The 23,099-nt window shown below is 71.3% G+C and carries 16 protein-coding genes; 7 read left to right on the top strand and 9 right to left on the bottom strand.

The window, feature by feature from the left end; translation table 11 throughout:
• Position 1: 1 nt before the first annotated feature.
• The 7 genes from OG446_RS27740 to OG446_RS27710 all read left to right on the top strand — a co-directional run bounded on the left by OG446_RS27740 (position 2) and on the right by OG446_RS27710 (position 6,791).
• Complete coding sequence (locus OG446_RS27740) at positions 2-415, top strand: roadblock/LC7 domain-containing protein (protein ID WP_006127850.1); 414 nt, start codon at positions 2-4, stop codon at positions 413-415.
• Between the two features lie 133 nt (positions 416-548).
• On the top strand, positions 549-956 hold the full coding sequence (locus OG446_RS27735; RefSeq protein ID WP_148021032.1) for a DUF742 domain-containing protein: 408 nt from the start codon (positions 549-551) through the stop codon (positions 954-956).
• Positions 937-1,518 carry a GTP-binding protein gene (locus tag OG446_RS27730; RefSeq protein WP_073738725.1) on the top strand — a complete coding sequence of 194 codons (582 nt, stop codon included), beginning with the start codon at positions 937-939 and terminating at the stop codon, positions 1,516-1,518. Before OG446_RS27735 ends, OG446_RS27730 begins: the two co-directional genes overlap by 20 nt.
• A 346-nt stretch (positions 1,519-1,864) precedes the next feature.
• Positions 1,865-5,083 (top strand): nitrate- and nitrite sensing domain-containing protein, encoded by a 3,219-nt coding sequence (locus tag OG446_RS27725; RefSeq protein WP_328896575.1) that lies wholly within the window; start codon positions 1,865-1,867, stop codon positions 5,081-5,083.
• Positions 5,084-5,093: 10 nt separating this feature from the next.
• The gene (locus OG446_RS27720; protein ID WP_018551717.1) at positions 5,094-5,507 is read left to right on the top strand and encodes a roadblock/LC7 domain-containing protein; all 414 of its coding nucleotides are present in this window, start codon (positions 5,094-5,096) and stop codon (positions 5,505-5,507) included.
• Between the two features lie 89 nt (positions 5,508-5,596).
• Complete coding sequence (locus OG446_RS27715; RefSeq protein WP_328896574.1) at positions 5,597-6,229, top strand: DUF742 domain-containing protein; 633 nt, start codon at positions 5,597-5,599, stop codon at positions 6,227-6,229.
• Entirely contained in the window at positions 6,210-6,791 is a 582-nt protein-coding gene (locus OG446_RS27710) for a GTP-binding protein (protein WP_014048542.1), read from the top strand. The genes OG446_RS27715 and OG446_RS27710 overlap by 20 nt, the downstream gene beginning before the upstream one ends.
• 202 nt (positions 6,792-6,993) lie before the next feature.
• Here the strand turns inward: OG446_RS27710 and OG446_RS27705 are convergent, their stop codons facing one another.
• The 9 genes from OG446_RS27705 to OG446_RS27665 form a co-directional block, all read right to left on the bottom strand.
• Positions 6,994-7,197 carry an acyl-CoA carboxylase subunit epsilon gene (locus OG446_RS27705; RefSeq protein WP_328896573.1) on the bottom strand — a complete coding sequence of 68 codons (204 nt, stop codon included), beginning with the start codon at positions 7,195-7,197 and terminating at the stop codon, positions 6,994-6,996.
• Positions 7,198-7,263: 66 nt separating this feature from the next.
• Positions 7,264-8,847: an acyl-CoA carboxylase subunit beta gene (locus OG446_RS27700; RefSeq protein WP_328896572.1), complete on the bottom strand. Its 1,584-nt coding sequence runs from the start codon at positions 8,845-8,847 to the stop codon at positions 7,264-7,266.
• 153 nt (positions 8,848-9,000) lie between these two features.
• A complete protein-coding gene (locus tag OG446_RS27695; protein WP_328896571.1) occupies positions 9,001-10,239 on the bottom strand; it encodes an ABC transporter substrate-binding protein in 1,239 nt (412 codons plus the stop codon).
• The gene (locus OG446_RS27690) at positions 10,236-11,255 is read right to left on the bottom strand and encodes a hypothetical protein (RefSeq protein WP_328896570.1); all 1,020 of its coding nucleotides are present in this window, start codon (positions 11,253-11,255) and stop codon (positions 10,236-10,238) included. Before OG446_RS27690 ends, OG446_RS27695 begins: the two co-directional genes overlap by 4 nt.
• Complete coding sequence (locus OG446_RS27685) at positions 11,255-12,679, bottom strand: zinc ribbon domain-containing protein (RefSeq protein WP_328896569.1); 1,425 nt, start codon at positions 12,677-12,679, stop codon at positions 11,255-11,257. Before OG446_RS27685 ends, OG446_RS27690 begins: the two co-directional genes overlap by 1 nt.
• Before the next feature lie 65 nt (positions 12,680-12,744).
• A complete protein-coding gene (locus OG446_RS27680) occupies positions 12,745-15,042 on the bottom strand; it encodes a tetratricopeptide repeat protein (RefSeq protein WP_328896568.1) in 2,298 nt (765 codons plus the stop codon).
• Positions 15,039-16,448 (bottom strand): serine protease, encoded by a 1,410-nt coding sequence (locus tag OG446_RS27675; RefSeq protein WP_328896567.1) that lies wholly within the window; start codon positions 16,446-16,448, stop codon positions 15,039-15,041. Before OG446_RS27675 ends, OG446_RS27680 begins: the two co-directional genes overlap by 4 nt.
• Positions 16,449-16,515: 67 nt before the next feature.
• Positions 16,516-18,840: a polysaccharide lyase 8 family protein gene (locus OG446_RS27670; RefSeq protein ID WP_389258370.1), complete on the bottom strand. Its 2,325-nt coding sequence runs from the start codon at positions 18,838-18,840 to the stop codon at positions 16,516-16,518.
• 128 nt (positions 18,841-18,968) lie between these two features.
• On the bottom strand, positions 18,969-22,841 hold the full coding sequence (locus tag OG446_RS27665) for an endo-alpha-N-acetylgalactosaminidase family protein (RefSeq protein ID WP_328896566.1): 3,873 nt from the start codon (positions 22,839-22,841) through the stop codon (positions 18,969-18,971).
• Positions 22,842-23,099: the final 258 nt, after the last annotated feature.

The following is a 23,099-nucleotide window of genomic DNA, read 5'->3' as shown; positions in this document are numbered from 1 at the left end:
GATGAGTCAGGCCGCGCAGAATCTGAACTGGTTGATCACCAACTTCGTGGACAACACCCCCGGGGTGTCGCACACGGTGGTGGTCTCCGCAGACGGCCTGCTGCTGGCGATGTCCGAAGGTTTCCCGCGCGACCGCGCCGACCAGCTGGCGGCTGTCGCCTCCGGTCTGACCTCGCTGACCGCGGGTGCCTCCCGGATCTTCGAGGGCGGCGCCGTCAGCCAGACCGTGGTGGAGATGGAACGCGGGTTCCTCTTCCTGATGTCCATCTCGGACGGCTCCTCACTGGCCGTGCTGGCCCATCCGGACGCCGACATCGGTCTGGTCGGCTACGAAATGGCTCTGCTGGTGGACCGGGCGGGCACTGTCCTGACTCCGGACCTCCGTGCCGAGCTGCAGGGCAGCCTGCTCCACTAGGCGGCCGTGAATCGGTGACACAGACGATTAGCCCAGGTACCGCACTTATCACTCGCCCGTCCGGCCGCTTACAGCCCCCCACCGGCCCCTTCAGACGGCAAGCCGACACCCTGCTGTCACGCCCGGAGGATTCATGACCCCGCCACCCGCCTCACCCGATCCGTACGGCGCGTTGAACCGCGCGTCGTACGAAGGTGAAGGCGACCAGCCGCTGGTCCGTCCGTACGCCATGACCGGCGGACGGACCCGACCGCGCTACCAGCTAGCGATAGAGGCGCTGGTCAGCACCACGGCCGACCCGGCGCATCTGGGGACGCTGCTCCCCGAGCACCAGCGGATCTGCCACCTGTGCCGCGAGGTCAAGTCGGTCGCCGAGGTGTCGGCCCTGCTGTCGATGCCGCTCGGTGTGGCCCGGATCCTCGTCGCGGACCTGGCGGAAGCCGGCATGGTGGCCATCCACCAGCCGGGCAACGGAGAGGCCGGCGGCGCGCCGGATGTGACACTGCTCGAAAGGGTGCTCAGTGGACTTCGCAAGCTCTAGTGGCGGTGCAGCCCGGGCCACCACCTCGGCGAAGATCGTGGTGGCGGGTGGATTCGGCGTGGGCAAGACCACGTTCGTCGGTGCCGTTTCGGAGATCAATCCGCTGCGCACCGAAGCCGTGATGACGTCCGCCTCGGCGGGCATCGACGACTTGACCCACACCGGCGGCAAGACCACCACGACGGTGGCCATGGACTTCGGCCGCATCACCCTGGACCAGGACCTGATCCTGTACCTCTTCGGTACCCCCGGACAGGACCGCTTCTGGTTCATGTGGGACGACCTGGTACGCGGCGCCATCGGCGCCGTCGTCCTCGTCGACACCCGCCGCCTCGCCGACTGCTTCCCCGCGGTCGACTACTTCGAGAACAGCGGGCTGCCGTTCGTCATCGCCCTCAACGGCTTCGACGGACACCAGCCCTACACCCCCGACGAGGTCCGCGAAGCACTTCAGATCGGACCCGACACCCCGATCATCACGACCGACGCGCGGCACCGCGGTGACGCAAAGAGCGGTCTGATCACGCTGGTGGAGCACGCTTTGATGGCGCGGCTCAAGTAGGCACAAGTCGGTATTGCCGTACGACAATTGCCGTAGTCACACGGGGGTGGGCTGTGTCCTTTGACACGATCCGCCCCCGTGTTCATAACGTTTCGAAAGAGAATTACCCCACGGTCAGTACCCGATGCGCACGAGCGGTATCGCTGTGCTCACATGAGCCCCGCCTTTTGGCGGGGCTCGTTCTTTATGCCCGTTTTATCTGAGGCGTGGGCCACTCGGAATCGCACATTCCGACTGTTTGGAACGCGGCCGGTAGCCGTGCTGCAATTCGACGAACTCCCGAGTAGTACGGCCCTGAACGAACACGGCACAACGTAGGTGCCGACGCCGAGAGGTTGTTGGTCGAGTGAGGCGTAACAACGAGGGCGCAATGGCGCAGGCTGAGCGGGGCAACTTCACCCCGCCGTCGCGCAGCGTGGCGCCGTCCGCCGATGTGTCCGAAGGGATACCGGCCGGTGGCAGCACCAGTCGGCTGTCCCCGCGCAACTGGCGGGTGCCCACCCGGCTGAACGCGATCCTCCTGATCCCGGTCCTGGTCGGCCTGATCATGGGCGGCTTCCAGGTGAAGGGTTCGCTCGACACCTGGCAGGAGGCCCAGGACGCCGAGAAGACCGCGCTGATCGTGCGCGCATCCGCCGAGTACGGGCAGGCACTGCTCAACGAGCGTGACCTCACCGCTCAGCCGCTGCTGTCCAACAAGCGCGACTCGGAGGTCGTCACCCAGGCCCGGGCCACCACCGACGCAGCCGCTCAGAAGTTCGACGCGGCCGTGGAGAACATGCCCGGGAAGCAGGGTCTGGAGCGCCGCCTCAAGCTGTTCAAGCTGGAGGAGCCCAAGCTCCCGGAGCTGCGCAAGGCCGCCTACACCGCCGCCATGGACCCGGTGAAGACCGAAGAGGGTTACACCCAGGTCCAGCACTCCCTGATGGAGTTCTGCAACGAGCTGGGCCTCGGCACCGGAAACATCACCAGTTACGGCCGTACCGTCTACGCGATCGAGCTGGCCAAGGCTGCAGAATCGCTTCAGCGCTCCATCGGCATGCACCTTCTGGTGCGGCCCAGCCGGGAGAGCGGCAAGTTCAACGACCAGGTCAAGGCATTCGGCTCGTACAACTACCTGGAGCAGATCGCCCTCGGCGAATTCGTCTCCGGTGGTACGGAGGCCGACGCCGCCCGGCTGAAGACTGTGATGGCCGGCAAGGCCGCCGAGGGCGCCGCCAAGCTCAAGACCGCGAAGGAGCAGGCCGACGCGGCAGGTGTCCCGTTCGTGGCGCCGCCCACCATCGACGGCTCCGTCTACGACGGCATGGCCCAGGAGATCGGGCAGGGCAGGGACCCCAAGGACCTCAAGGCGAAGGGGATCACCCCCGAGACCTGGATGGCCGCCGCCACCGCAAAGTTCGACGGCTACACCACGGTCGAGGACGAGCTCGTCGACAAGGCGGTGACCGAGGCCGCGGAGATCTCCTCCAGCGCCCGGACCGACGCCATCGTCAACGCCGCGATCGTGATCATCGCCCTGCTGGCGGCCTTCCTCCTGGCCGGGCTCATGGCCCGCCAGATGAGCCGCTCGATGCGCCGGCTGCGTACGGCCGCCTTCTCCATCGCCGAGCAGCGGCTGCCCTCGCTCGTCGACCAGCTCTCCCGCACCGACCCGGGCCGGGTGGACACCCGTGTCCAGCCGATCCCGATCAACACCCAGGACGAGATCGGCGAGGTCGCCCGCGCCTTCGACCAGGTGCACCGCGAGGCGGTCCGTCTCGCGGCCGAGCAGGCCATGCTGCGGGGCAACGTCAACGCGATCTTCACCAACCTCTCGCGCCGCAACCAGTCGCTCATCGAGGGCCAGCTGACCCTCATCACCGACCTGGAGAACAACGAGGCCGACCCGGACCAGCTGGAGAGCCTCTTCCGGCTGGACCACCTGGCGACCCGTATGCGCCGCAACGGCGAGAACCTCCTGGTCCTCGCCGGCGAGGAGCCCGGCCGCCGCTGGAACCAGCCGGTTCCGCTGGTGGACGTCCTGCGGGCCGCCTCCTCCGAGGTGGAGTCCTACGAGCGCATCGAGCTCTCCGGGGTGCCGGAGACCGAGATCCACGGCCAGTCCGTCACCGACCTCGTGCACCTGCTGGCCGAGCTGCTGGAGAACGCCACCACGTTCTCCTCGCCGCAGACCAAGGTGCGGGTCACCGCGACCCGGCTGCCCGACAGCCGCGTGATGATCGAGATCCACGACAAGGGCATCGGCCTCACCGCCGAGGACTTCGCCGACATCAACCACAAGCTGGCCAACCCGCCGACGGTGGACGCCGCGGTCTCGCAGCGCATGGGCCTGTTCGTGGTCGGCCGCCTCGCCGACCGGCACGGCATCCGGGTCCAGCTGCGCCCGTCGGGCGAGCAGGCCGGGACCACCTCGCTGGTCATGCTGCCGGACGCGATCACCCACGGTGGTGGCGGCGACGGAGCCCCCGCGCAGGACGACTTCACCGTCTCCTCGATCATTCCGCAGCAGCAGGCGTTCGACGCGGCCCCGCTGCAGCCCCAGATGCGTACGGCGGCCGAGCTCGGCTTCGACGACTCGCGCTACGAGGAGCCGTCCGCGGACTCCCCCCAGCTCGACCCGGTGGGCCGCTCGCTGATGCGTGAGGAGCGCCGGGCGGCGCTGGAGGCGCAGACCGGCGGTGAGCGCCCGCCGTTCCCGCAGCAGGAGGAGCCGCAGCAGCAGTACGCCGAGGCCCCGTACGGCGAGGCCGCCTACGCCCCGGACCCGTACGCACAGGAGCCGCAGGCCGGCGGACAGCAGGAGCAGCAGCAGTACGAGCAGCCCTCGTACGAAGGCGGCTACGACCCGTACCGGGGTGACACCGGCTATGCCGAGCAGCCCGGATACGGCGGCGGCCAGGACGGCTACCAGGAGACGCAGTACGCGGCCCCCCAGGCACCCGCGCAGGCCTATGACGGGCAGTACGCCGCTCAGCCCCAGCAGGAAGAGTGGGCTGATCAGAGCACGTACCAGGGCGCGTTCGCGCCGGTGACGCAGGACGGGCCCGAGTCTCGTCCGATCACTCCCGCGCCTTCGCAGGAACGCGTAGGCTTCGACCGTTCGGGCCCCGTCCCGAACGTCGGCCACGAGCTGACCGATGCCGGTCTGCCGCGCCGCGGCGGCCAGCAGCACTGGCAGCCCAGCGGCCGTGGCAACGAGCAGCCCGTCGCCGAGCAGCAGTCGGCGCAGCAGCAGCAGGAACTGCCGCAGCGGCAGCCGTCGCCCGCGCAAGCGGACGAGACCGGTCCCGAGGACTGGCGCTCGGCGAACGACGAGCGCTGGGAGCGGGCCGAGAAGCTCAAGGAGCCGAAGGCGGGCGGGGTCACCCCCTCCGGTCTTCCCCGGCGCGTACCCAAGGCCAACCTGGTCGAGGGCACGGCCGAACAGACCCAGCAGGGCGGCCCCCAGGTCTCCCGCGCCCCGGAGGACGTGCGTGGCAGGTTGAGCAACCTGCGACGTGGCGTGCTGCGGGGACGTAACGCGGGTTCGGACACCAGTAATACCTACAACCAGGAGCGTTAGTGTGAGCCCGATGAGCCAGGCGGCGCAGAATCTGAACTGGTTGATCACCAACTTCGTGGACAACACCCCCGGGGTGTCCCACACGGTGGTGGTCTCCGCCGACGGACTCCTGCTGGCGATGTCCGAGGGATTCCCGCGCGACCGTGCGGACCAGTTGGCGGCTGTCGCCTCCGGTCTGACCTCGCTGACCGCAGGTGCCTCCCGGATCTTCGAGGGCGGCGCCGTGAATCAGACAGTTGTGGAGATGGAGCGAGGATTCCTCTTCATCATGTCCGTTTCCGATGGATCTTCGTTGGCCGTACTCGCACACCCGGACGCCGATATCGGTCTGGTTGGGTACGAAATGGCCCTTCTTGTCGACCGCGCGGGCAGTGTCCTCACTCCGGACCTCCGTGCCGAGCTTCAGGGAAGTCTTCTTAACTAATAGACAGACAGTGCGTTTCGCGTCACCGCGCCATAGGGTGCGGTGGCGCGGACCCACTGGGATCGGGACCGGCAGGCGGAGGAGGAATCGTGGGTACACCCCCAGGCGGGCACCAGTTCAACGGTGGTCAGCGAACTCCGGGTGAGCACGGGGACAATGGTTTCGACTTCCCCTCCACACCCGGCAGACAGGGCGCGCAGCAGCCTTATCAGCCATACCGGCAGCCGCAGCAGCCCCAGCACGTCCAGGGCTCGGACTGGCCGCAGCAGCCGCAGCAGCCCCACCGGCCGCAGCGCCCGCACCGGTACGACTCCCCGCAACAGCCCCGTATTCAGCCGGTGCAGCCGCGGCGGGCCCCCGAGCCGGCGGCGCCCGCGGCGCACAATCCGCTCGTTCGTCCGTACGCCATGACAGGTGGACGGACCCGACCGCGCTACCAACTCGCCATTGAGGCGTTGGTCAGTACGACGGCTGATCCGTCCCGGCTGCAAGGGCAATTGCCCGAGCACCAGCGGATCTGCCGGCTGTGCGTCGAGATCAAGTCGGTGGCCGAGATCTCGGCCTTGCTCTCGATCCCCCTCGGCGTTGCCCGGATCCTCGTAGCCGACCTGGCTGAGGCCGGACTCGTCGCTATCCACCAGCCCGGCGGCGACGAGTCCGCCGGCGGCCAGCCAGATGTGACACTGCTCGAAAGGGTGCTCAGTGGACTTCGCAAGCTCTAGCGGCGGAGCGGCCCGCTCCACTACCTCGGCGAAAATCGTGGTGGCAGGGGGCTTCGGCGTGGGTAAGACCACGTTTGTCGGTGCCGTTTCGGAGATCAATCCGCTGCGCACCGAAGCCGTGATGACGTCCGCCTCGGCGGGCATCGACGACTTGACCCACACCGGGGACAAGACCACCACGACGGTGGCCATGGACTTCGGCCGCATCACCCTGGACCAGGACCTGATCCTGTACCTCTTCGGTACCCCCGGACAGGACCGCTTCTGGTTCATGTGGGACGACCTCGTACGCGGCGCCATCGGCGCGGTCGTGCTGGTCGACACCCGCCGCCTCGCCGACTGCTTCCCCGCGGTCGACTACTTCGAGAACAGCGGGCTGCCGTTCGTCATCGCCCTCAACGGCTTCGACGGACACCAGCCCTACACCCCCGACGAGGTCCGCGAAGCACTTCAGATCGGACCCGACACCCCGATTCTCACGACGGATGCGCGGCATCGCGCCGATGCCAAGAGTGCGCTGATCACTCTGGTGGAGCATGCGCTGATGGCGCGCCTGCGGTAGGCCCTCGAGCCCTTTCGGGCCCGGAATTACGTGAGCCCCGTGCTCCCTGAGTGGGAGTGCGGGGCCTTTCGTGTGGTGCGCCTCGACGGGCTTGACGGGGCCCGGCCGGGGGCGATGCGGCGGCACGGGCTTGATGGGGCCGGGAACGGCTGATGCGGCCGCACCGGGTCGGTGTGGCCGCATCAGGATGGTGCTCGAAGTGTCAGCCCTGCCAGCTGTGCGGGGCGCGGAAGCCCGGGGTGCGCTCCAGGCGGCGCCAGCCCGCGGTGTTGCGGCCGAGGAGGGCGGGGGCGTCGGCGGGCTGGGAGGCGGCGCGGGCGAGCAGGACCGCCGTTATGGCGGCCAGCTCCTCGGGGTCGGCCAGACCCTTCTCGACGCGCAGCACGGACTCGGTGGCTGTGCTCATGTGTGTCTCTCCGTCTGTTCGGCAGGTCTTCGCGGGGGCCTTGCAGGGTTGCTGCCGGGCCGCGGACTACTGCGGGGGGTTGCCGTGCTTGCGGGACGGCAGGTCGGCGTGCTTGGAGCGGAGCATCGCCAGCGAGGCGATCAGGACCTCGCGGGTCTCGGCAGGGTCGATGACGTCGTCGACCAGGCCGCGCTCGGCGGCGTAGTACGGGTGCATCAGTTCGGCCTTGTACTCCTTGACCATGCGGGTCCGCATGGCCTCCGGGTCCTCGGCGTCGGCGATCTGCCTGCGGAAGATGACGTTGGCGGCACCTTCGGCGCCCATCACCGCGATCTCGTTGGTCGGCCAGGCGTAGGTGAGGTCCGCACCGATGGACTGGCTGTCCATGACGATGTACGCACCGCCGTAGGCCTTGCGCAGGATCAGCGAGATCCTCGGCACCGTCGCGTTGCAGTAGGCGTACAGCAGCTTCGCGCCGTGCCGGATGATTCCACCGTGCTCCTGATCGACGCCGGGCAGGAAGCCGGGTACGTCCAGAAGAGTGACGATGGGGATGTTGAAAGCATCGCACATCTGGACGAAGCGGGCGGCCTTCTCGCTCGCCTCGATGTCCAGGACACCGGCCAGGGCCTGCGGCTGGTTGGCGACGATGCCGACGACGGAGCCGTCCAGACGGGCCAGCGCACAGATGATGTTGCGGGCCCAGCGCTCGTGGATCTCCAGGTAGTCGCCGTCGTCGACGAGCTCCTCGATGACCTTGTGCATGTCGTACGGGCGGTTGCCGTCGGCCGGGACCAGGTCCAGCAGGACGTCGCCGCGCCGGTCCGCCGGGTCGTCGCTCGCCACGGTGGGCGGGTTCTCCCGGTTGTTCGAGGGCAGCATCCCGATCAGGTAGCGGACCTCGGCGATGCAGGTCTCCTCGTCGTCGTACGCGAAGTGCGCGACGCCCGAGGTCTCGGCGTGCACATCGGCGCCTCCGAGGCCGTTCTGCGTGATCTCCTCGCCGGTGACCGCCTTGACGACGTCCGGTCCGGTGATGAACATCTGCGAGGTCTCACGGACCATGAAGACGAAGTCCGTGAGGGCGGGGCTGTAGGCCGCGCCGCCCGCGCACGGGCCGAGCATCACGCTGATCTGCGGGATGACCCCGGAGGCCCGGGTGTTGCGCTGGAAGATGCCGCCGTAACCGGCGAGGGCGGAGACGCCCTCCTGGATACGGGCGCCGGCGCCGTCGTTGAGCGAGACCAGCGGGGCACCGGCCGAGATGGCCATGTCCATGATCTTGTGGATCTTCGTGGCGTGGGCCTCGCCCAGCGCGCCGCCGAAGATCCGGAAGTCGTGTGCGTAGACGAAGACCGTGCGGCCGTCGACCGTGCCCCAGCCGGTGATGACCCCGTCGGTGTAGGGCTTCTTCTCCTCCAGGCCGAAACCGGTCGCCCGGTGCCGGCGCAGCTGCTCGACCTCCTTGAACGAACCCGGGTCCACGAGCAGCTCGATGCGCTCGCGCGCGGTCAGCTTGCCCTTGGCGTGCTGTGCCTCGGTCGCCCGGTCACTCGGTCCGCGCCGGGCCTGCTCGCGCAGTGCCAGCAGTTCCGCCACACGGCCACGGGTATCGCTCGGCTCGCCCTGGGTTTCGTCCACAACGGTCATGTACCGACCCTACGAACCCGAGCCGGAAAACCCTGCCGTCGACTCCGTACAGTCTCCTGCCCGGTTTCCTGGTGGAGCCTGACAGAAGCCTTGGGCCATGCAGGCGAAGTACCAGCCCGTACCCGTCCTCGTTTGTGGATGTTCCACAAAGGTTCACTGTGGTCTGCCGCACACCCCGGTCAGCCGGGGGGTGTCCGGGGGCTGGGCGTCCTGGACCTTCTGGATGTCCGCCAGCCTCGACCGTACCGGTTCCGCGGGGTGCGCCATCGTGAGCAGCACGGCCTCGTAGAACGCGTCCCGCACCGCCGCCGGCATGACGTCCGACGCGTCCAGGCAGAGCGGCACCCGCTGGTCCGTGAAGCGCCGGCTCACCTGCCGGTCGACCGTACCCGTCTTGGGCGGGACCGCGGCGTTGGCCGAGAACACCCCGCCCGTGCGGCCCCACTCCTCCTGGGCCTCCCGGGAGGCGAGCCGCCGGATCATCTCGCGGGCCCGGCCGCTCCGGCCGAAGAGCGCCGCGAAGTCGGCCGACACCTCATGGGCCTTCACCGTATACGGGCCGCCGGGCAGCAGCGGCGCCGAGTCCCCGAAGGCCGCGCGGCCGCCGCGGTCCCCGTAGAAGGCGCGGGCGAAGGAGCCCTGGTGCTCCAGTTCGCAGCCGCCACCGAAGAGGAGTCCGTGGCTCCCGGCCCGTCCGCGGTGGTCGGCCAGCAGCATGTCGCCGGCCCGGTCCGGGTCCTGGGCGAGCATCCCGGCCCAGGTGGTCCAGGCGGCGACCACACGGTCGTCGGTCCAGTCCAGGTCCCCGGTGGCCCAGCGCGCGTAGAGGACCGGGCCCGCGCGCTGGAGGATGAGGTCCTCGATCCAGTCGCTGCCGGGCCAGCCGGACGCGCCGTCGTCGCCCATGCCGATGCACCACGAGGCCAGCGGTGCCGGGCTGCGGCCCGGGGCCGCGCCGTCGCGGTACCAGACGATGGACTTGAGGTCGGCCTTGAGCGGTACCCACAGATCGCCGTCGACGCCCTGCGCCTCGGGCCGCCACGGGTTGCCGTACTCCTCGGGGTCGTACAGCCCTTCCAGGGAGCGCAGCCGGCGCTCGTGCGCGTATTCGACGAGTTCTCCGACGCCCGGCAGGATCGCGATGTCGGGCGGGTCACCGGCCTGGACCTCGGCGAGCAGGACCTCGCGGGTCGCGGCGGTGCCCTGGTAGGTGTACGGGATGTCGAACCCGTCCAGGACGTCCTTGAACCGCTGCTCCTGATCGTCGGTCCACGGGCCGAGGATCGTCACCTTCGGTTCCTCGTCGCTGCCGCCGGGTGCGGCGAGTCCGCAGCCGGCCGCGGTCATGAACAGGGCCAGGACGAGCAGGAGCGCGCGGGTGTGCCGGCTCATTCGGCCCTCCAGTAGTCGGCGTTGAGACGCCGGCAGATGCCTGCCGCCGGCAGCAGGACGATCAGCGCGGCACCGCCCAGCGCCCCGTAGTACGTCCAGCTCTGCCAGCTCCGGGCGGCGAGCCGGCCGCGCAGGGCGGTGGAGTGGTCGGTGACGTACGTCTGGGAGGCGGCCAGATCCGTGTGGTCGTGGGCCCGTTGCTCGATCGCGACCAGCCGGTGGCGGGCGGTGTCCAGCCGTTCCTGGGTGCGGACGGTGGCCCACAGCGGGACGACGGCGAGCGTGACGGTCACCAGCAGTGCCGCGAGCAGCCAGGGGTCCTGGCTGCGGCCGCATCGGGTACGCAGCACCCACAGGGCGCCGACGCAGGTCAGGGCGAGGACCAGCAGGCCGAGCTCGGCGACCGCCCAGCCGGTCTGCTGGAGGGTGCCCAGGGAGCTGACCCGGTCCATGCGCCGCATCTGGTGGTCCTGGAGGACATCGAGTCGTGGCACGATCCCGGTGCCCGGCCGGTCGAGGACCGTTCTGGCCTCCCCGAACTTCTGCCGTTGCATCAGGTCGTCGTGCACGTACTTGACGGCGCCGGGCGTGATGGAGCTGCTGTACGAGGTCAGCACGCCGTTGACCGTGTCGAGCACGCCGCGGCCGCGTTCCCCGTCGATCTGTACGTCGGAGAGCCGGGACAGACCCTGATCGGCGGCCGCCAGCTGGTTCTCGTACCGCGCTCCGGCGCCGACCACCTCGTCGATCCCGTTCTCGCGCGAGCTCTCCGCCTCCTGGTGGGCGCGCAGCAGGGCGAGCTGGGTGGCTGCGACGCCCTGGACGGCGGGGGCGCCGCGGGTGCGCATCTCGCCGGCGGAGTTCTGCACCTCCCAGTAGGAGACGAGCAGGGCGATGCCCGAGACGAGCGCGGTCACCACCATCACGGCCAGGTACCGCTCCAGCAGGCGCCTGGTGCGCGACCGGGTGCGGCGGCGGGTCCGGAAGGCGCGTGTCCACCGGGTCGGCGAGGGCATCACAGGCTCCTTCCGCAGGCGATGCAGAACCGGGCGCGGGGTCCGGCGAGATGACGGCAGTGCGGGCACTTCACCGGCTTGCCCGTGGTGCGGCCGGGCAGTTCCAGCCCGTGGCCCGAGGCGACGTGCAGTTGTCCCCGGCGAACGGTGCGGCGGTCGACGGTCGGACCGACCCGGACCACTCCGCGCGGGCCGTCGAGGATGTCGGCCACCTGGCGCACGTCCTGGAGGACCCAGTCGGCGCCGATCTCGGTGGCGAGCCGGACCGCGAGGCCGAACTGCTGCTCCGCCTCGTCGCGGCTCAACGCCTCGAGAGCGGCGTATCCGTGGTTGAGGGCGGTCCGCATCTGGGTGGCGGCGTTCATCGCCTGGAGCGTGCCGCCCCCGGCGCCGGTGGCCCCCGCGCCCACGGCGACTCCGGGCGGCAGCCAGCGGACCAGCAGCGGGGCGGTGGCGTCCCCGACGGAGACGGTGGCCAGTTGCAGCAGCACGCCGAGCGGGTCGGTGCTCGCGTCGGCGTGCACGGTGAGGAGGTAGTCGCGGGTGCCGGGCTCCCACTGGTGGGTGGGGAAGCGGACCCGGTGCGGCTCCTCCTGCCCCGTGGCGGGTGTGAGGCGTTGCTGGCGGGGGGCCGTCTCGGTCAGTTCGACCGCGTGCACCGCCGGGCGCGCGGTCACGACGACGGGCAGTTCCGGGCTGCGGACCCGGCGCAGCCGTCGCAGCGCCCCGGTGGCCGCGGAGCCGAACCGGTCGGGGGCGTGCTCGGCGGTGCCGTGCAGGCGCTCGACGACGGCGAGCAGCGGCGCGGGGTCCCAGTCGCCGCCGACCGCCAGCACGTCCGCGGTGAACGCACCGTCGCAGGAGGCGAGTTCGTTCCGGAGCGCGCCCCCGTCCCCGTCCGGCCCGGCCTCGTCCGCCGGGTCCCGGCCGCTGCCGTCGGTGATCAGCAGCAGGTGGCGCAGTGGCAGCGGGCGTTCGGAGAACAGTGCGCGGACGGCGGCGAGCCAGGCCGGGTAGCCGGGCGGCGGCCGGTCGGCCGCCGCCGGGACGATCCGGCCCGCGCTGAACGCGGCGCGGCGCTTCTCCATCGTGTCGGCCAGCGCCCACCGGCCGCGCAGCGGGTAGCAGCGGGACGGCTCGCCGCGCTCGTCGGCGCCTCCCAGGACGGCGAAGGAGACCCCGTCGGGCAGGGCGCGCAGCGTGGCGGCGAGGGCGGCCGCCGCGGACTCCCGGCGCCCGGCGGCGACGTCCAGCGCGATGACGACGGCGAGTTCGACGGCGGGCACCTGGTCGCGGGGACCGATGCCGGCGGCCTTGACCCGCAGATGGGCGTCGATCCGCGAGTCGTGGTGCGGCTGCTGGTCGCGCCGGACGTCCAGGGACACCTTGAACTCCAGCCCGGACGAGGGGGCGTCAGCGCCCATGGGACTGCCTCCAGGAGTTACGGGACGAAGGTGCGGCGGTCATGAGCGGTCCACGGGAAACGGGGTCAGAAGCGGGTCTGCGGCCGGACCGCGTGCGAAAGGTCGATCAGCCGCTCGTACTCGGCCGGTGCCTGCCGCTGCCGGGCCAGCCAGCGGTAGCACTGCTCCAGGTCCTCCCGCACCGCCCGCTCCCCGGGCACGGCCGGGGGCGGCAGCCCGATCCGCAGCAGGCCGCCCCTGGGGCGCGGGGCCCGGCCCGCGGCGCGGACGGCGTCGAGCTTCCACTCGTACAGCTCGGTCCGCAGCAGCCAGGCCGCCTCGTCGCCCGTGACCACCGGGGACGGCGTGCCCGGTTCCGGCGCGAGGGCGGCCAGGCAGGCGTCGATCTCCGCCTCCCCGGGCAGCGGCCGGTCCCCCGTCGCGAGCCGGGCCGCCCTGATGCGGAGAGCGGCGATCCGGGCGACGGCGTGGTCCCGCGACTCGTCCGGCACCAGGTCCAGGACCTCGGTCGCCGCGGCCCGGTCGCCGCGCGCCAGAGCGATCCTGGCCAGGCCCAGGGCCGCGCCGACGTGCGAGGGGTTGCGGGCGTGCACGGCCCGGAAGAGTTCGTACGCCGAGGGACCCGCCCCGGCCGGCCGGCCCTCGCCGAGCTGTTCCGCGCTGTATGCCAGCGCCAGCTTGGCCGCGTACTCGCCCGGCAGGGCCCGGTGCACGGCGGAGAAGTGCTCCAGGGCCGCTTCGAGCATGGACTGCCGGTCGTCCAGCACATCGGCGCTGCGCAGCGCGACGAGGCCCCAGTGCCAGCTGAGCCGCCACTGGCGGACGGGCCCCGGGCCCGGTATCGCGGCGGCGGCCTGGACCTGCTCGCGGGCCGCGACCAGCGCCTCGTCGCCGTCCTGGCCGAGCAGCAGCCGGGCGTTGTGCAGGCAGATCTCCACCGACCGCTCCCCCTGTTCCGGCTGGGGCAGCGGCTGTCCCGGGTCGTAGCTGCTGACCCCGAACCGGGCGGCCTGCGGGTCCCGCGGATAGGGCCGGGGCACGGGCAGCCTGCGGGCGATCTCGGTCGGGGTGGGCAGCCCGGAGTCGAGCACGGGCGCCCGGGGTGTCTCCCGGCGGTCGTACAGCGGGCGGCGGAGCCAGTGCGCGTAGTCGGGTACCGAGCCCAGGCGCGAACCGAGAAGTTCGGTGGACGGGGTGAAGTACGCGGAGGGCTCGGGCTGGTCGCGCTTGCCGCGCAGGGCCCGGATCTCGCGCAGCACCCCGCGCAGCTGGCCCGCCATGTCCTCGGCGGAGCCGAACCTGCGCTCGGGGTCGTGGGCCGTGGCCCGTTCCACGGCCAGCCGGAACGAGCTGATGCCGAGCCCCGGCACGTCGTCGCCGACGGCCCAGCTCGCCAGTTCGGCCAGGGTGACCCCGACCGTGTGCACGTCGTGGGCGACGGTGAGGGGGCCCGTGCCGTCCGTCTCGGGTGCGGCGAACCACGGGGTGATGACGGGCGGCGGGTCGACGGCCCCCGCCTTGCGGACGCCGCCGAGGTCGATGACCTTGATCCCGTCGAGGTGGTGGATGACGTTGGACGGTTTCATGTCCCCGTACAGGAAGCCCATGCCGTGCAGATGGGCGAGCGCCTCCAGGATCTGGCAGCCGTAGGTGATGACGTGCTCGATGTCGAGGACGAAGGCGCCCTGACGGGTCGACTCGACGACGGCCGTCAGGGTCCGGTCGCCGACGTCCTCCATCACGATGTAACCGCCCGACACGGTGCCGTCCGCGTTGCGGGTGCTGACGAAGTCACGGATCTGGACGATGCGTTCGTGCCGGATGGCGACCAGGCTGCGGCGCTCCTCACCAGCCTGGGCGGCGCCGCGTTCCGCGTACCGGTTGAGGAGGCCCTTGACCGCGACGAAGTCCTCCAGGTGGGTGTCCTCCGCCAGATAGACCCAGCCCTGGCCGCCGTGCGCGATGGGGCCGCGGATGCGGTACTGGTCCTGGAGCGGTGGCCCGTCCTTCGTCAGCTCGGGACGGTAGGAGTACGGGGCGCCGCACTGCGGGCAGTACCCCTCGTCCGGTGGCGGGGCCGCCGTGTGCGGCGGGACGAGCGGGGTACGGCAGGCCTCGGCCGAGCACGTCATCACGATGCGGACCGGCTGTTCGGCGGCGGCGAGACGCTCGGTGGGGCTGCCGGGGTCCAGCAGCGGGAGTTCGAGCAGTCCGGCGGGGCCGTGCCGCTCGGGGGCGCTGGGCAGCGGCGGCAGTCCGGGGGCGCTCTCCTCGCGGCCGCAGGTGTCGCAGTAGCCGGTCGACCGGACCGCCCCGCCGCAGGGCGCACCGGTGAAGCGGCGGTGCGGGCACGGAATCCTCATCGGCGCTCCGCCGGTCCGCGTCCGGGCCGTTGGCCGGGCAGACCGGGCCGCGCGGGTTGATCCGGCTGCCCGGGTCCGTGCGACCGGTCGAGGTCGTCACGTAACTCCCGTAACAGCTGCTTCAGTTCCGTGAGCCGGTCCTGCGGATCGGCCAGCAGCCCCAGTTCCCGCAGCCGGTGGCGGCGGGTCGCCGCGTCGACCGCGGGGCGCGGTACCAGGGAGGCCGATTCCACCATGCCCCGCAGCGCGGCCCACTCCCGCTCGATGTGCTCGACCCGGCGCACGAGCACTTCGGCACGCTCCTCCAGGGCGGGCAGCAGCAATTGCTCCGCCACTTCGGCCAGTCCGGCACCGTCGGAGCGGCGGAAGATGACGAGCAGGCGGAATCCGAGCGTCCTGACGCGTACGAGGAGTGACACGAGCGCGACCGGGTCGGGGTCCTCGTCCAGCCCGATCACGGCGAGCACGGGCCCCGATCCGGCGGGCCGGCCGCCGTCCGAGCGGTCCGGGGCCCTGCCGCCCTCCAACAGCCAGTCGCGGTAGGCGTTGCGCTGGTGGCGGGGCGGTCGCAGTTGCGCGACCAGGGTCTCGGCGAGTTGCTCGCGCCGGGTGGCGCCGCCCCGGCAGACGAGGTGGGCCCGGTGGAGCTGGTGCTGGAGGGCGCGGTCGCGGCCGGTACCGCGTGCGACGACCCCGAACCGCACCGCGGGCTCCTCGCCGCCCGCGAACCAGTGCCGCAGCCGCCGCTCAAGCCCGCGGTCCCAGCCGTCCGGACCGCTCAGTTCGGCCACCAGCGGCACGAGCGCGGCGACGCGGTCGACGGGGATCATGTACAAGAACGCCAGGTCGTTCCCGACGGGCGGCACCAGATCCGGATCGCCTCGCCGGCTGACGACCAGGCCGACGACCTCCTCCGTCCCCGGCCGCTCGCCCCGGGTCTGGACGGCGGCCCCGCTGAACCCGGGGCGCACGACCTCCGCGTCGGTCCCGGCGTCGAGCTGCACCCAGTCGCCGTGCAGTCCGCCGATCCGGCCGCTCAGCCACATCCCGTCGTCGAAGGCCTGCGCGTAGCCGCCGATCCACACCTCCCGGCCGCGCTCCAGCCGCCTGCCGAGCGGTGCGGGCGCCGCCTGCGGGCGCGGGCTGTCCAGGGCGAGCACGGCGATGTCCTCGCGGTCGGCCCCGTCGAGTCCGGGCAGCCAGCCGTCCGGGGCGACCCGGGCGCCGACCGGCGGAATGCCGGGGCTCTCGGCGAACTCCACCCACATCCGGGCATCCGGTTCACCGACGACGTGGGCGCAGGTCAGCATCCGGTCCTGGGTGAGGAGCACGCCGGCCCCGCACACCGGACCGTCCGCTCCACCGCGGCGCAACCGGAGCCGCCAGTCCGCTCTCAACTCCCCCATACCGCCCGAGAGTACGCGTGCAACGGCCACCCTTCCCAGACTCCGCGCACACTCGGGCCCCAATGGGTTACCGGACGTCGCACCGCAGGGTGGCTCCCGCCGTCCCCGGGTCCACGCCCAGCACGAGCCGCCGGCCGGTGGCGCGGACCTCGATGCCCGGATCCGCCGAGACGACCTCGCGCACCGGCCGGTCCCAGACCACGTCGAACGGGGCGCCGCTCCGGTCGGGCCCGCTGACGCGGACGGCCGTGGTGCTCCGGCCCTCGCGTACGAGGACACTGGCCGGCCCGGTCGAGGAGAGCCGTCCGGCGGTTCCCGGCTGCCAGAAGTTGGCGGCGGTCAGCCCGAGGGAGCGCACGGCGACGCCCTGCACGGCGGCCGTGTTGGCGAGCACGGTCAGCCAGTGCCGGTCGGCGGCGCGGGCGGCGACGGTGCGCCTGGAGGCGCCGGGCATCAGGAGGTAGAGGTACGTGGCGTCGGCGGGGTCGGTTCCGTGGTCGAGCCAGAGGGTCTGCCAGTGGCGGGTCTGCTGCTCGGTGGAGCTGGTGGTGTTGATGTCGGACCAGGCACCGGTCCTGGCCTCGCGCAGGGTGCGCAGGGCGGCGCCGCCGGGCAGCACCCAGCCGCCGTGGCCCTCCAGATGGGCCCAGCGTGGGCGTGCGCGGTCGTCGACCGTGAGGGCCTGGCCGCCGTCGGGGCCCAGGTTGCGGTTGTCGACGACCGTCTCGACGGGGACCCCGTCGGCGGCGGTGATGCCGGCGCCGAGGCAGATGACCGCGTCCGCCGCGCAGAACCAGGACTTGCGGGCCTCCAGGGTGGAGCCGAGGCCCTTCACATGCTGTCCGACCGCGGCGAACTCGCCGTCGTGCGCGCCGCCGACCCACTGCACGGCCGGGCGCGGTTCGCCCCATTCGCCGCCGGCCCGGTCGGCGAGGCGCTTGGTGGAGACGGTGGTGCCGGGCAGCCGGTACCAGTCGACGGTGGGCCAGAACCAGTCGGTGTACTGGCCGCCGCCGTCCTGTCCCTGCCACCAGTAGAGCATTCCGGCCCCGGTGTGCCAGCCGCGCGGGTTCTCGCCGTTGCCGCATTCGTACGCGCTGATCCGCTCCGATGACATGGAGAGGTTGGCGACCCAGCCGGGGCGGCGGTGGACGGCCCGGTCCATCGCGGCGAACAGGGTGTGCCCGACGGGTTCGGGCGCGGCCGGCACGGGGGCGTCGGCCGCCGCCTGCAACCGGGACAGGTCGGCGACGCCGAACTGCGGGGCGGCGAGGACCGGGCTGACGGTGTCCCGTTCGATCCAGCCCTTCACCATGCCGTTCCACCGGTCGCGTTCGGCGGCGGAGGCGCCGCCCGCGAGCAGCGCGACGGCGGCGATCAGCCCCTGGCCGTGGAAGTGGTCGCTGCGCATGATGCGGCGTTCGTCGCTCTTGAGGAGACCGCGGCTGATGGCACGGCCGTTGACGCTGTCCATCATCAGACCGTCGTGGATGAGCGGGGCGTAGGCGTGCTCGACGCTGTCGAGGATGATCTGCCGGCCGGGGTCGGTGACCGCCCAGGTGGATCCGGCCAGCAGGGCGAAGAGCCGGCCGAGACCGTCGAGCATGACCTGGCCGTACGTGCCCGAGTAGGCGACCCAGGTGTGCTGGACGAACGAGCCGTCGGCGTAGAGGCCGTCGCCCTTCGTCACGTACGGGAAGACGGGCGACAGGGCGTCGCGCGCGAGCGCGGTCTTCGTCGCGTCCCGGCCGAGGATGCCGCGCAGGGCGACGGAGCGGCACAGGTCGACGCGGTTGGCGCCGGTCGAGGTGCCGCTGTAGTCGGTGAGCATGGTGTCGGGGATGAAGTGGTCGACGGCGGCGCAGGCGGCCGCGACGCGCTCCTCGCCGAGGTGGGGGCGGAGGACGGCGACGATGTCCATGAGCAGGCGGGGGCTGCCGATCTGCCACTCCCACCAGTTCCCGTAGCGGGCCGTGGACGGGTTGTAGACCGTCGTGGAGAGGTGGTCGAGGCCGCGGAGGACGTCGGCGAGGAGGCCCTCGTCGCCGGTGTGGCCGGTGCCCTGCTGCGCGTACGCCTGGGTCATCGTCCACAGCCGGCTGTAGCTCCAGGTGATGCCGGACGGCGGGTCGAAGGTGTGCCCGGCCCAGAGGGAGTCGGCGACCGGGGCCATCGTCGAGCGGAAGTCCGCGGCGAGCGCGCCGGTCTCGGCCAGCTTGGAGGCGTAGGGCTCGGTGGCGGGGTCGTAGCCGGTGCCGAGCGAGAGGTCGTTCCAGCGCAGCCGGAGCGTCTCGAACTCGTCCTGCGCAGCGCGGGCCGTCGGGGCGAGCGCCAGGCCGAGTGCGGTGGCGCTGCCGGTGGCGAGGAAGGTTCGGCGGGACCAGGCGGGCAGGAGTGACACGGGGCTACCTCCGGTGGGCAAGTGGTTTAGACCGGTCGGTGGTTGGTCTAGCACGCGCTTACTACGACGGGGAAGGGGGCGGACCATGGCGGTCCGCCCCCTTCCCCTCATGGAGCCGTTCAGCTGCCGCAGTGGAAGCGGGCGCTGCCCCAGTCGGCGTGGTCGTTGCCGTTGCCGTCGCCGCCGTCACCGGCGATCAGCTCGACGTACTTCGCGCCGGTGACATCCGCCGTGAGCGACCAGGCGCTGTCGGCCGCCCTGAGGACCGGCGACTTCACCTTCTCGGTGCCGTCGGCCGTCACCGAGAACTGCACGCTCCCCGCACTCTTCTGCACGTCGTCCACGCCCACCTCTGCGGTGAACGAGGTGCACTTGCCGCCCAGGTAGTAGCGGACCTTCGCCGGTGCGTGGCTCCCGATCCCCTTCTCGTACACCGTGCCGCCGATGGTCAGCGCGGTGCCGTCGCCCGCGCCGGTCTCGCCGTTGGAGAGGTCGCGCTCGACGGGTCCCCAGCCGTTCTCGGAGGCCGTCCAGTCGAGGTCACTGGCCCAGCTGTCCGTGGTGGGCGGCGGCGGCAGGGTCCGTACGGACGTCTGCGCGCCGAGCGTCCGCCGCGCACCGCCGACCGTGTACGCCGCCTCGGAACTCAATGCGTACGTCTGGTACTCGGCGTCCACCGGCGGGGTGACCTGCCAGCTCGCGGTGGCCTTCGCACCGGCCGCGACGGAGTCGAAGGTGACGGCTCCGGCGGGCTCGGCCTTCCAGCCCTCGGGGAGGGTGAGGCCGACGGAGACACCGGTGGCCGCGGTGGCCTCGTAGTTGGTGAAGCTCGCCTTCACGGTGTTGGCCGTGCCCGGCTCCAGGGTCTCGGCGGCCGGGTCGAGGCTGAGCGTGCCGCAGGCGGCCTGCTCTCCGGCGGGGGCCGCGCCGAGGTCGGTCACGGTGAAGGAGTCGAGGACGAAGTCGGCGCCCTCGGGGGCGTCGCCGCGCTTGCGCAGCCCGGTCCAGGTGTCGCCGCATCCCGCCGTGACGGTCTCGGTGAAGTGAGCGGTGGTGTGCTGGGCGCCGATCGCCGTGGTCCGGGTCTCGACCGAGTCGGGTGCGCCGTCCGCGGTGATCCGGTCGTAGCCGTCGACCCATTCGTAGGCACCGGCGTGGCTGGACTGGTAGTCGTACTCGACCTTGTAGCGGCGGCCGTCCGTCATCGGGACGGTCCAGGGCGCGGTCCGGTAGACGAGTCCGGTGTTCTCCTCATGGGCCTTGAGGGACTCCTTGCCGCCGAGCACGTCGTCGATGAGCTTCCCGTTCCAGCCGGCCTGGGTGTACGGGGCGTGCAGCTGGGAGATGCTGGTGCGGGGGTCGGTGGAGCCGCCCGCGTCACCCTTGAGGAAGGGACCCCAGCCCTGGTCGACGTCCTCGAAGTCCTCGTGGACGACGGTGTTCGCCTTGGTGGCGGGCGCGTTCGCGACGATGCGTACGTCGTCGGCGCGGACGGTCGCGGCGCTGCCGCCGGCGGCCTCGATGCGCAGGGTGGTGCGCCCGTTGGCCGGGGCGGTGAAGTTCACCTTCGCGCGCTGGAAGTACGTGCCGTGCCAGTCGGAGGCGGCGACGTAGTCCTTCGCGGTGGAGCGGTCCACGGCGACGGACTTCCCGCCGGCCGACAGGGTGGTGTGCCGGGTCTTCCCGGGCTGGACCTCGATGAGGGCGGAGGCGGTGTAGCGGGTGCCGGGCTTCAGTCCGCCGATGGTCTGGGTGAGCGCGGCCGGGCCGGTGCCGGAGAGCTTCGCGCTGTTGCGGCCCCGGTCGTCCGTGTCGCGGGCGGCGGTGCCGGTCTTCGACCAGGCGGACAGCTGGCTGTCGTTGAAGCCGGGGTCGTCGACGAGGGTGCCCTCGCCCCACTTCGCGTCGGCGGCCTTCGGCGCCTTGTCCGGGTAGAGGACGTACGGCTGTCCGGCCTCGGCCGTCAGCGTGATCTTCCCGTCGACGGGACGGACGGTGCCGGTCTTGACCCGGCCGTTGTCGGTGAGCTCGTAGACCGTGTAGGCGCCCGTGGAGGGAACGGTCCAGGTGCTCGTACCGCCGGACTTGCTGTAGTGGTACAGCTTCTTGCCGCCGTCCCACGGGAGCAGGTAGTCGGTGCCGCTGAGCACCTTGCGGCCGTGGTCGTAGAAGGTCCGCTTCCCGTCCTCGACCGTGCCGCTCACCCCGCCGGTGAAGGTGATGTCGTTGCCGTCCCAGCGGGTGATCTTCTGCTGCTGGAGGTACTTGGCGGGCAGGTTGCGCTGCCAGATGTTGTCGTAGAAGGCATTCCAGTCGGTCTCGCCCGTCCAGCCCTCGAACTCGTCGATGGCGCTCTGGCCGAGCACCGGGTCGTTGTTCCAGACGTCCTTCTCGCCGTTGCGGATGAACCGGATGATCTGCGAGTTGAGACCCTTGTTGGTCGCGCCGCCGTAGTTGAGGTCATTGGCCCAGTGCGACCAGAGCGAGGCGCGCTCGAATTTGTCGGCCCATTCGCTGGAGACGTTCCAGCCCTGCTTCCTGAGGTACTGGAGGGTCTTGTCGGCGATCCAGCCGTGCGTGTAGTAGACGTCGATGTACAGCATGCTGAGGTTGCTGTTCGTCTCGTCGCGCAGCTGCTGGAAGCGCTTGGCCAGGTCACCGCTGTTGATGTCGCGGCGCTGGTCGATGTAGTAGCTCTGGTTGAGCCAGTTCCAGCCCGGCTTCGTCTTGTCGACGAGGTCCTCGTCGAAGGCCTTCGCCTCCGGGTAGGACTCGGTGGCATTGACGTGGACGCCGAAGGTGGCGCCCCACTTCTTGCCGTCCTTCAGAAGTTCGTTGAGGTCCTTCAGCCCGCCGGCGCGCTCGTTGTAGTTGCCGCCGTAGTCGGGGTGGGCCGAGTCGTGACCCTCGGCGCCGTAGCCCTTGAGCAGCGCGAGCTGGCCGAGGCCGTCCGTGGCGAGGGAGATCCGCTTGACGTCGTCGAGCGTGCGCAGGAAGGGGTGGGTGGCCTGGCTGGCGAAGTTGAACGGGATGTGGGTGATGACCCGGTCCGCGGTGTCCTTGCCACCTGGCGCGACCACGCCGATGGAACGGAAGGCGACGGCGCCGTCCTGCCAGTCGACGGTCTTGTCGCCGTTGGCGTCGGGCGTGACGACGACCTTCGCCCAGGGCAGGTTCTCCCCGCTCTCCGGCTCCGGCGCACCGTCGCCGCGGTAGGTCCACTGCCCGGACCAGACGCCGACCCGGGTGGAACCGTCGTCGGCCTTGCGGGCCTGGTGCCAGAAGCGGGCGTCGTCGCCGCCGGTGGCGCCGGACGGCTTGTCGTACGAAGAGTTGGACTCGACGGCGGCCGCGAGCGAACCGGTGTTCAGAAGCGCGTAGGTGCCACCCACGGGTGCCGCGTCGGCCTTGGTGGCCTCGGTGACCTTCGCGAAGACGTCGGCGGTCCTCGTCGAGTCGGGGTCGAGCTTGGTGAAGGCAGTCGCTGCTCCGGTGTCGGTGCTCGCGACGGAGACGAGGTCGTGGCCGGGGATGTCGATCGTGCCGACCCGGAACGCCTCGGTGTCGCGGACGGCGGTCACCTTGAAGGTGGTGGCGCGTCCGGAGACGGAGAGCGAGGCGTCGATCTCCACGCCGGGCAGACCGGCGAAGACGAGCGTGTAGCGGGCGGCCGACGCGGTGATCACGGGGGCGCCCTTGAGCTGCACCGGATGGGCGGTGCCGTTGAGTGTGACGGCGCCGACCGGGCGGGTGCTGCCGGACAGCTGAGCGCCGGTGGCCCGGTCGGTGTACGTGAGGACGCGCGGGAAGTCGTCGGCGACGGCGACGGCGAGCTGCGCCGATCCGATGACGCTTGCGTCCGCCGACGCGGCGGATTCGGCCGCGGCGGAGGCGGGGGCGGCGGCTGAGGCGGGCAGGGCGGTCCCCACCAGAGCCAGGACGGCTGCTGAGGCGGCGGCTGCGGCGCCCACCGAAGTAAATCTTGGCGACATGTGCTCTGCGTAGTCGCCGTGTCGTGACACCGTCAACGACGTACGGCCCCGAGGGCCTCTCCAGTCCAACAACCGCGCCGCGTAAGTCCAAGTCCATGTCCGCAGGTCGTCGCGCCCTTCGTGTTCAGTTCCTGATCACCACAACGTGACTGGATCACTGCCGCCCCGCCAAATACCGGCCACCTGCGTCGAGTTGTGAAGACTTCTTTCTTTTGAGAGCGCTCTCAGTCGCAAGTCTTGACGCCTGTCCCGGCCGTC

The sequence above is a fragment of the Streptomyces sp. NBC_00236 genome, from assembly GCF_036195045.1.
In the GTDB taxonomy this organism is placed as follows: Bacteria; Actinomycetota; Actinomycetes; order Streptomycetales; family Streptomycetaceae; genus Streptomyces.
Note: the sequence above shows the minus strand (reverse complement) of the source record. Positions and strands in the feature narration are given on the sequence as shown.

What these genes read in the sequence shown, in the direction of transcription:
- OG446_RS27720 (WP_018551717.1), top strand. Translation starts at nt 5,094, where the DNA reads ATGAGCCAGGCGGCGCAGAATCTGAACTGGTTGATCACCAACTTCGTG.
- OG446_RS27740 (WP_006127850.1), top strand. Translation starts at nt 2, where the DNA reads ATGAGTCAGGCCGCGCAGAATCTGAACTGGTTGATCACCAACTTCGTG.
- OG446_RS27685 (WP_328896569.1), bottom strand. Translation starts at nt 12,679, where the DNA reads ATGGGCGCTGACGCCCCCTCGTCCGGGCTGGAGTTCAAGGTGTCCCTG.
- OG446_RS27680 (WP_328896568.1), bottom strand. Translation starts at nt 15,042, where the DNA reads ATGAGGATTCCGTGCCCGCACCGCCGCTTCACCGGTGCGCCCTGCGGC.
- OG446_RS27675 (WP_328896567.1), bottom strand. Translation starts at nt 16,448, where the DNA reads ATGGGGGAGTTGAGAGCGGACTGGCGGCTCCGGTTGCGCCGCGGTGGA.
- OG446_RS27695 (WP_328896571.1), bottom strand. Translation starts at nt 10,239, where the DNA reads ATGAGCCGGCACACCCGCGCGCTCCTGCTCGTCCTGGCCCTGTTCATG.
- OG446_RS27700 (WP_328896572.1), bottom strand. Translation starts at nt 8,847, where the DNA reads ATGACCGTTGTGGACGAAACCCAGGGCGAGCCGAGCGATACCCGTGGC.
- OG446_RS27705 (WP_328896573.1), bottom strand. Translation starts at nt 7,197, where the DNA reads ATGAGCACAGCCACCGAGTCCGTGCTGCGCGTCGAGAAGGGTCTGGCC.
- OG446_RS27735 (WP_148021032.1), top strand. Translation starts at nt 549, where the DNA reads ATGACCCCGCCACCCGCCTCACCCGATCCGTACGGCGCGTTGAACCGC.
- OG446_RS27690 (WP_328896570.1), bottom strand. Translation starts at nt 11,255, where the DNA reads ATGCCCTCGCCGACCCGGTGGACACGCGCCTTCCGGACCCGCCGCCGC.
- OG446_RS27665 (WP_328896566.1), bottom strand. Translation starts at nt 22,841, where the DNA reads ATGTCGCCAAGATTTACTTCGGTGGGCGCCGCAGCCGCCGCCTCAGCA.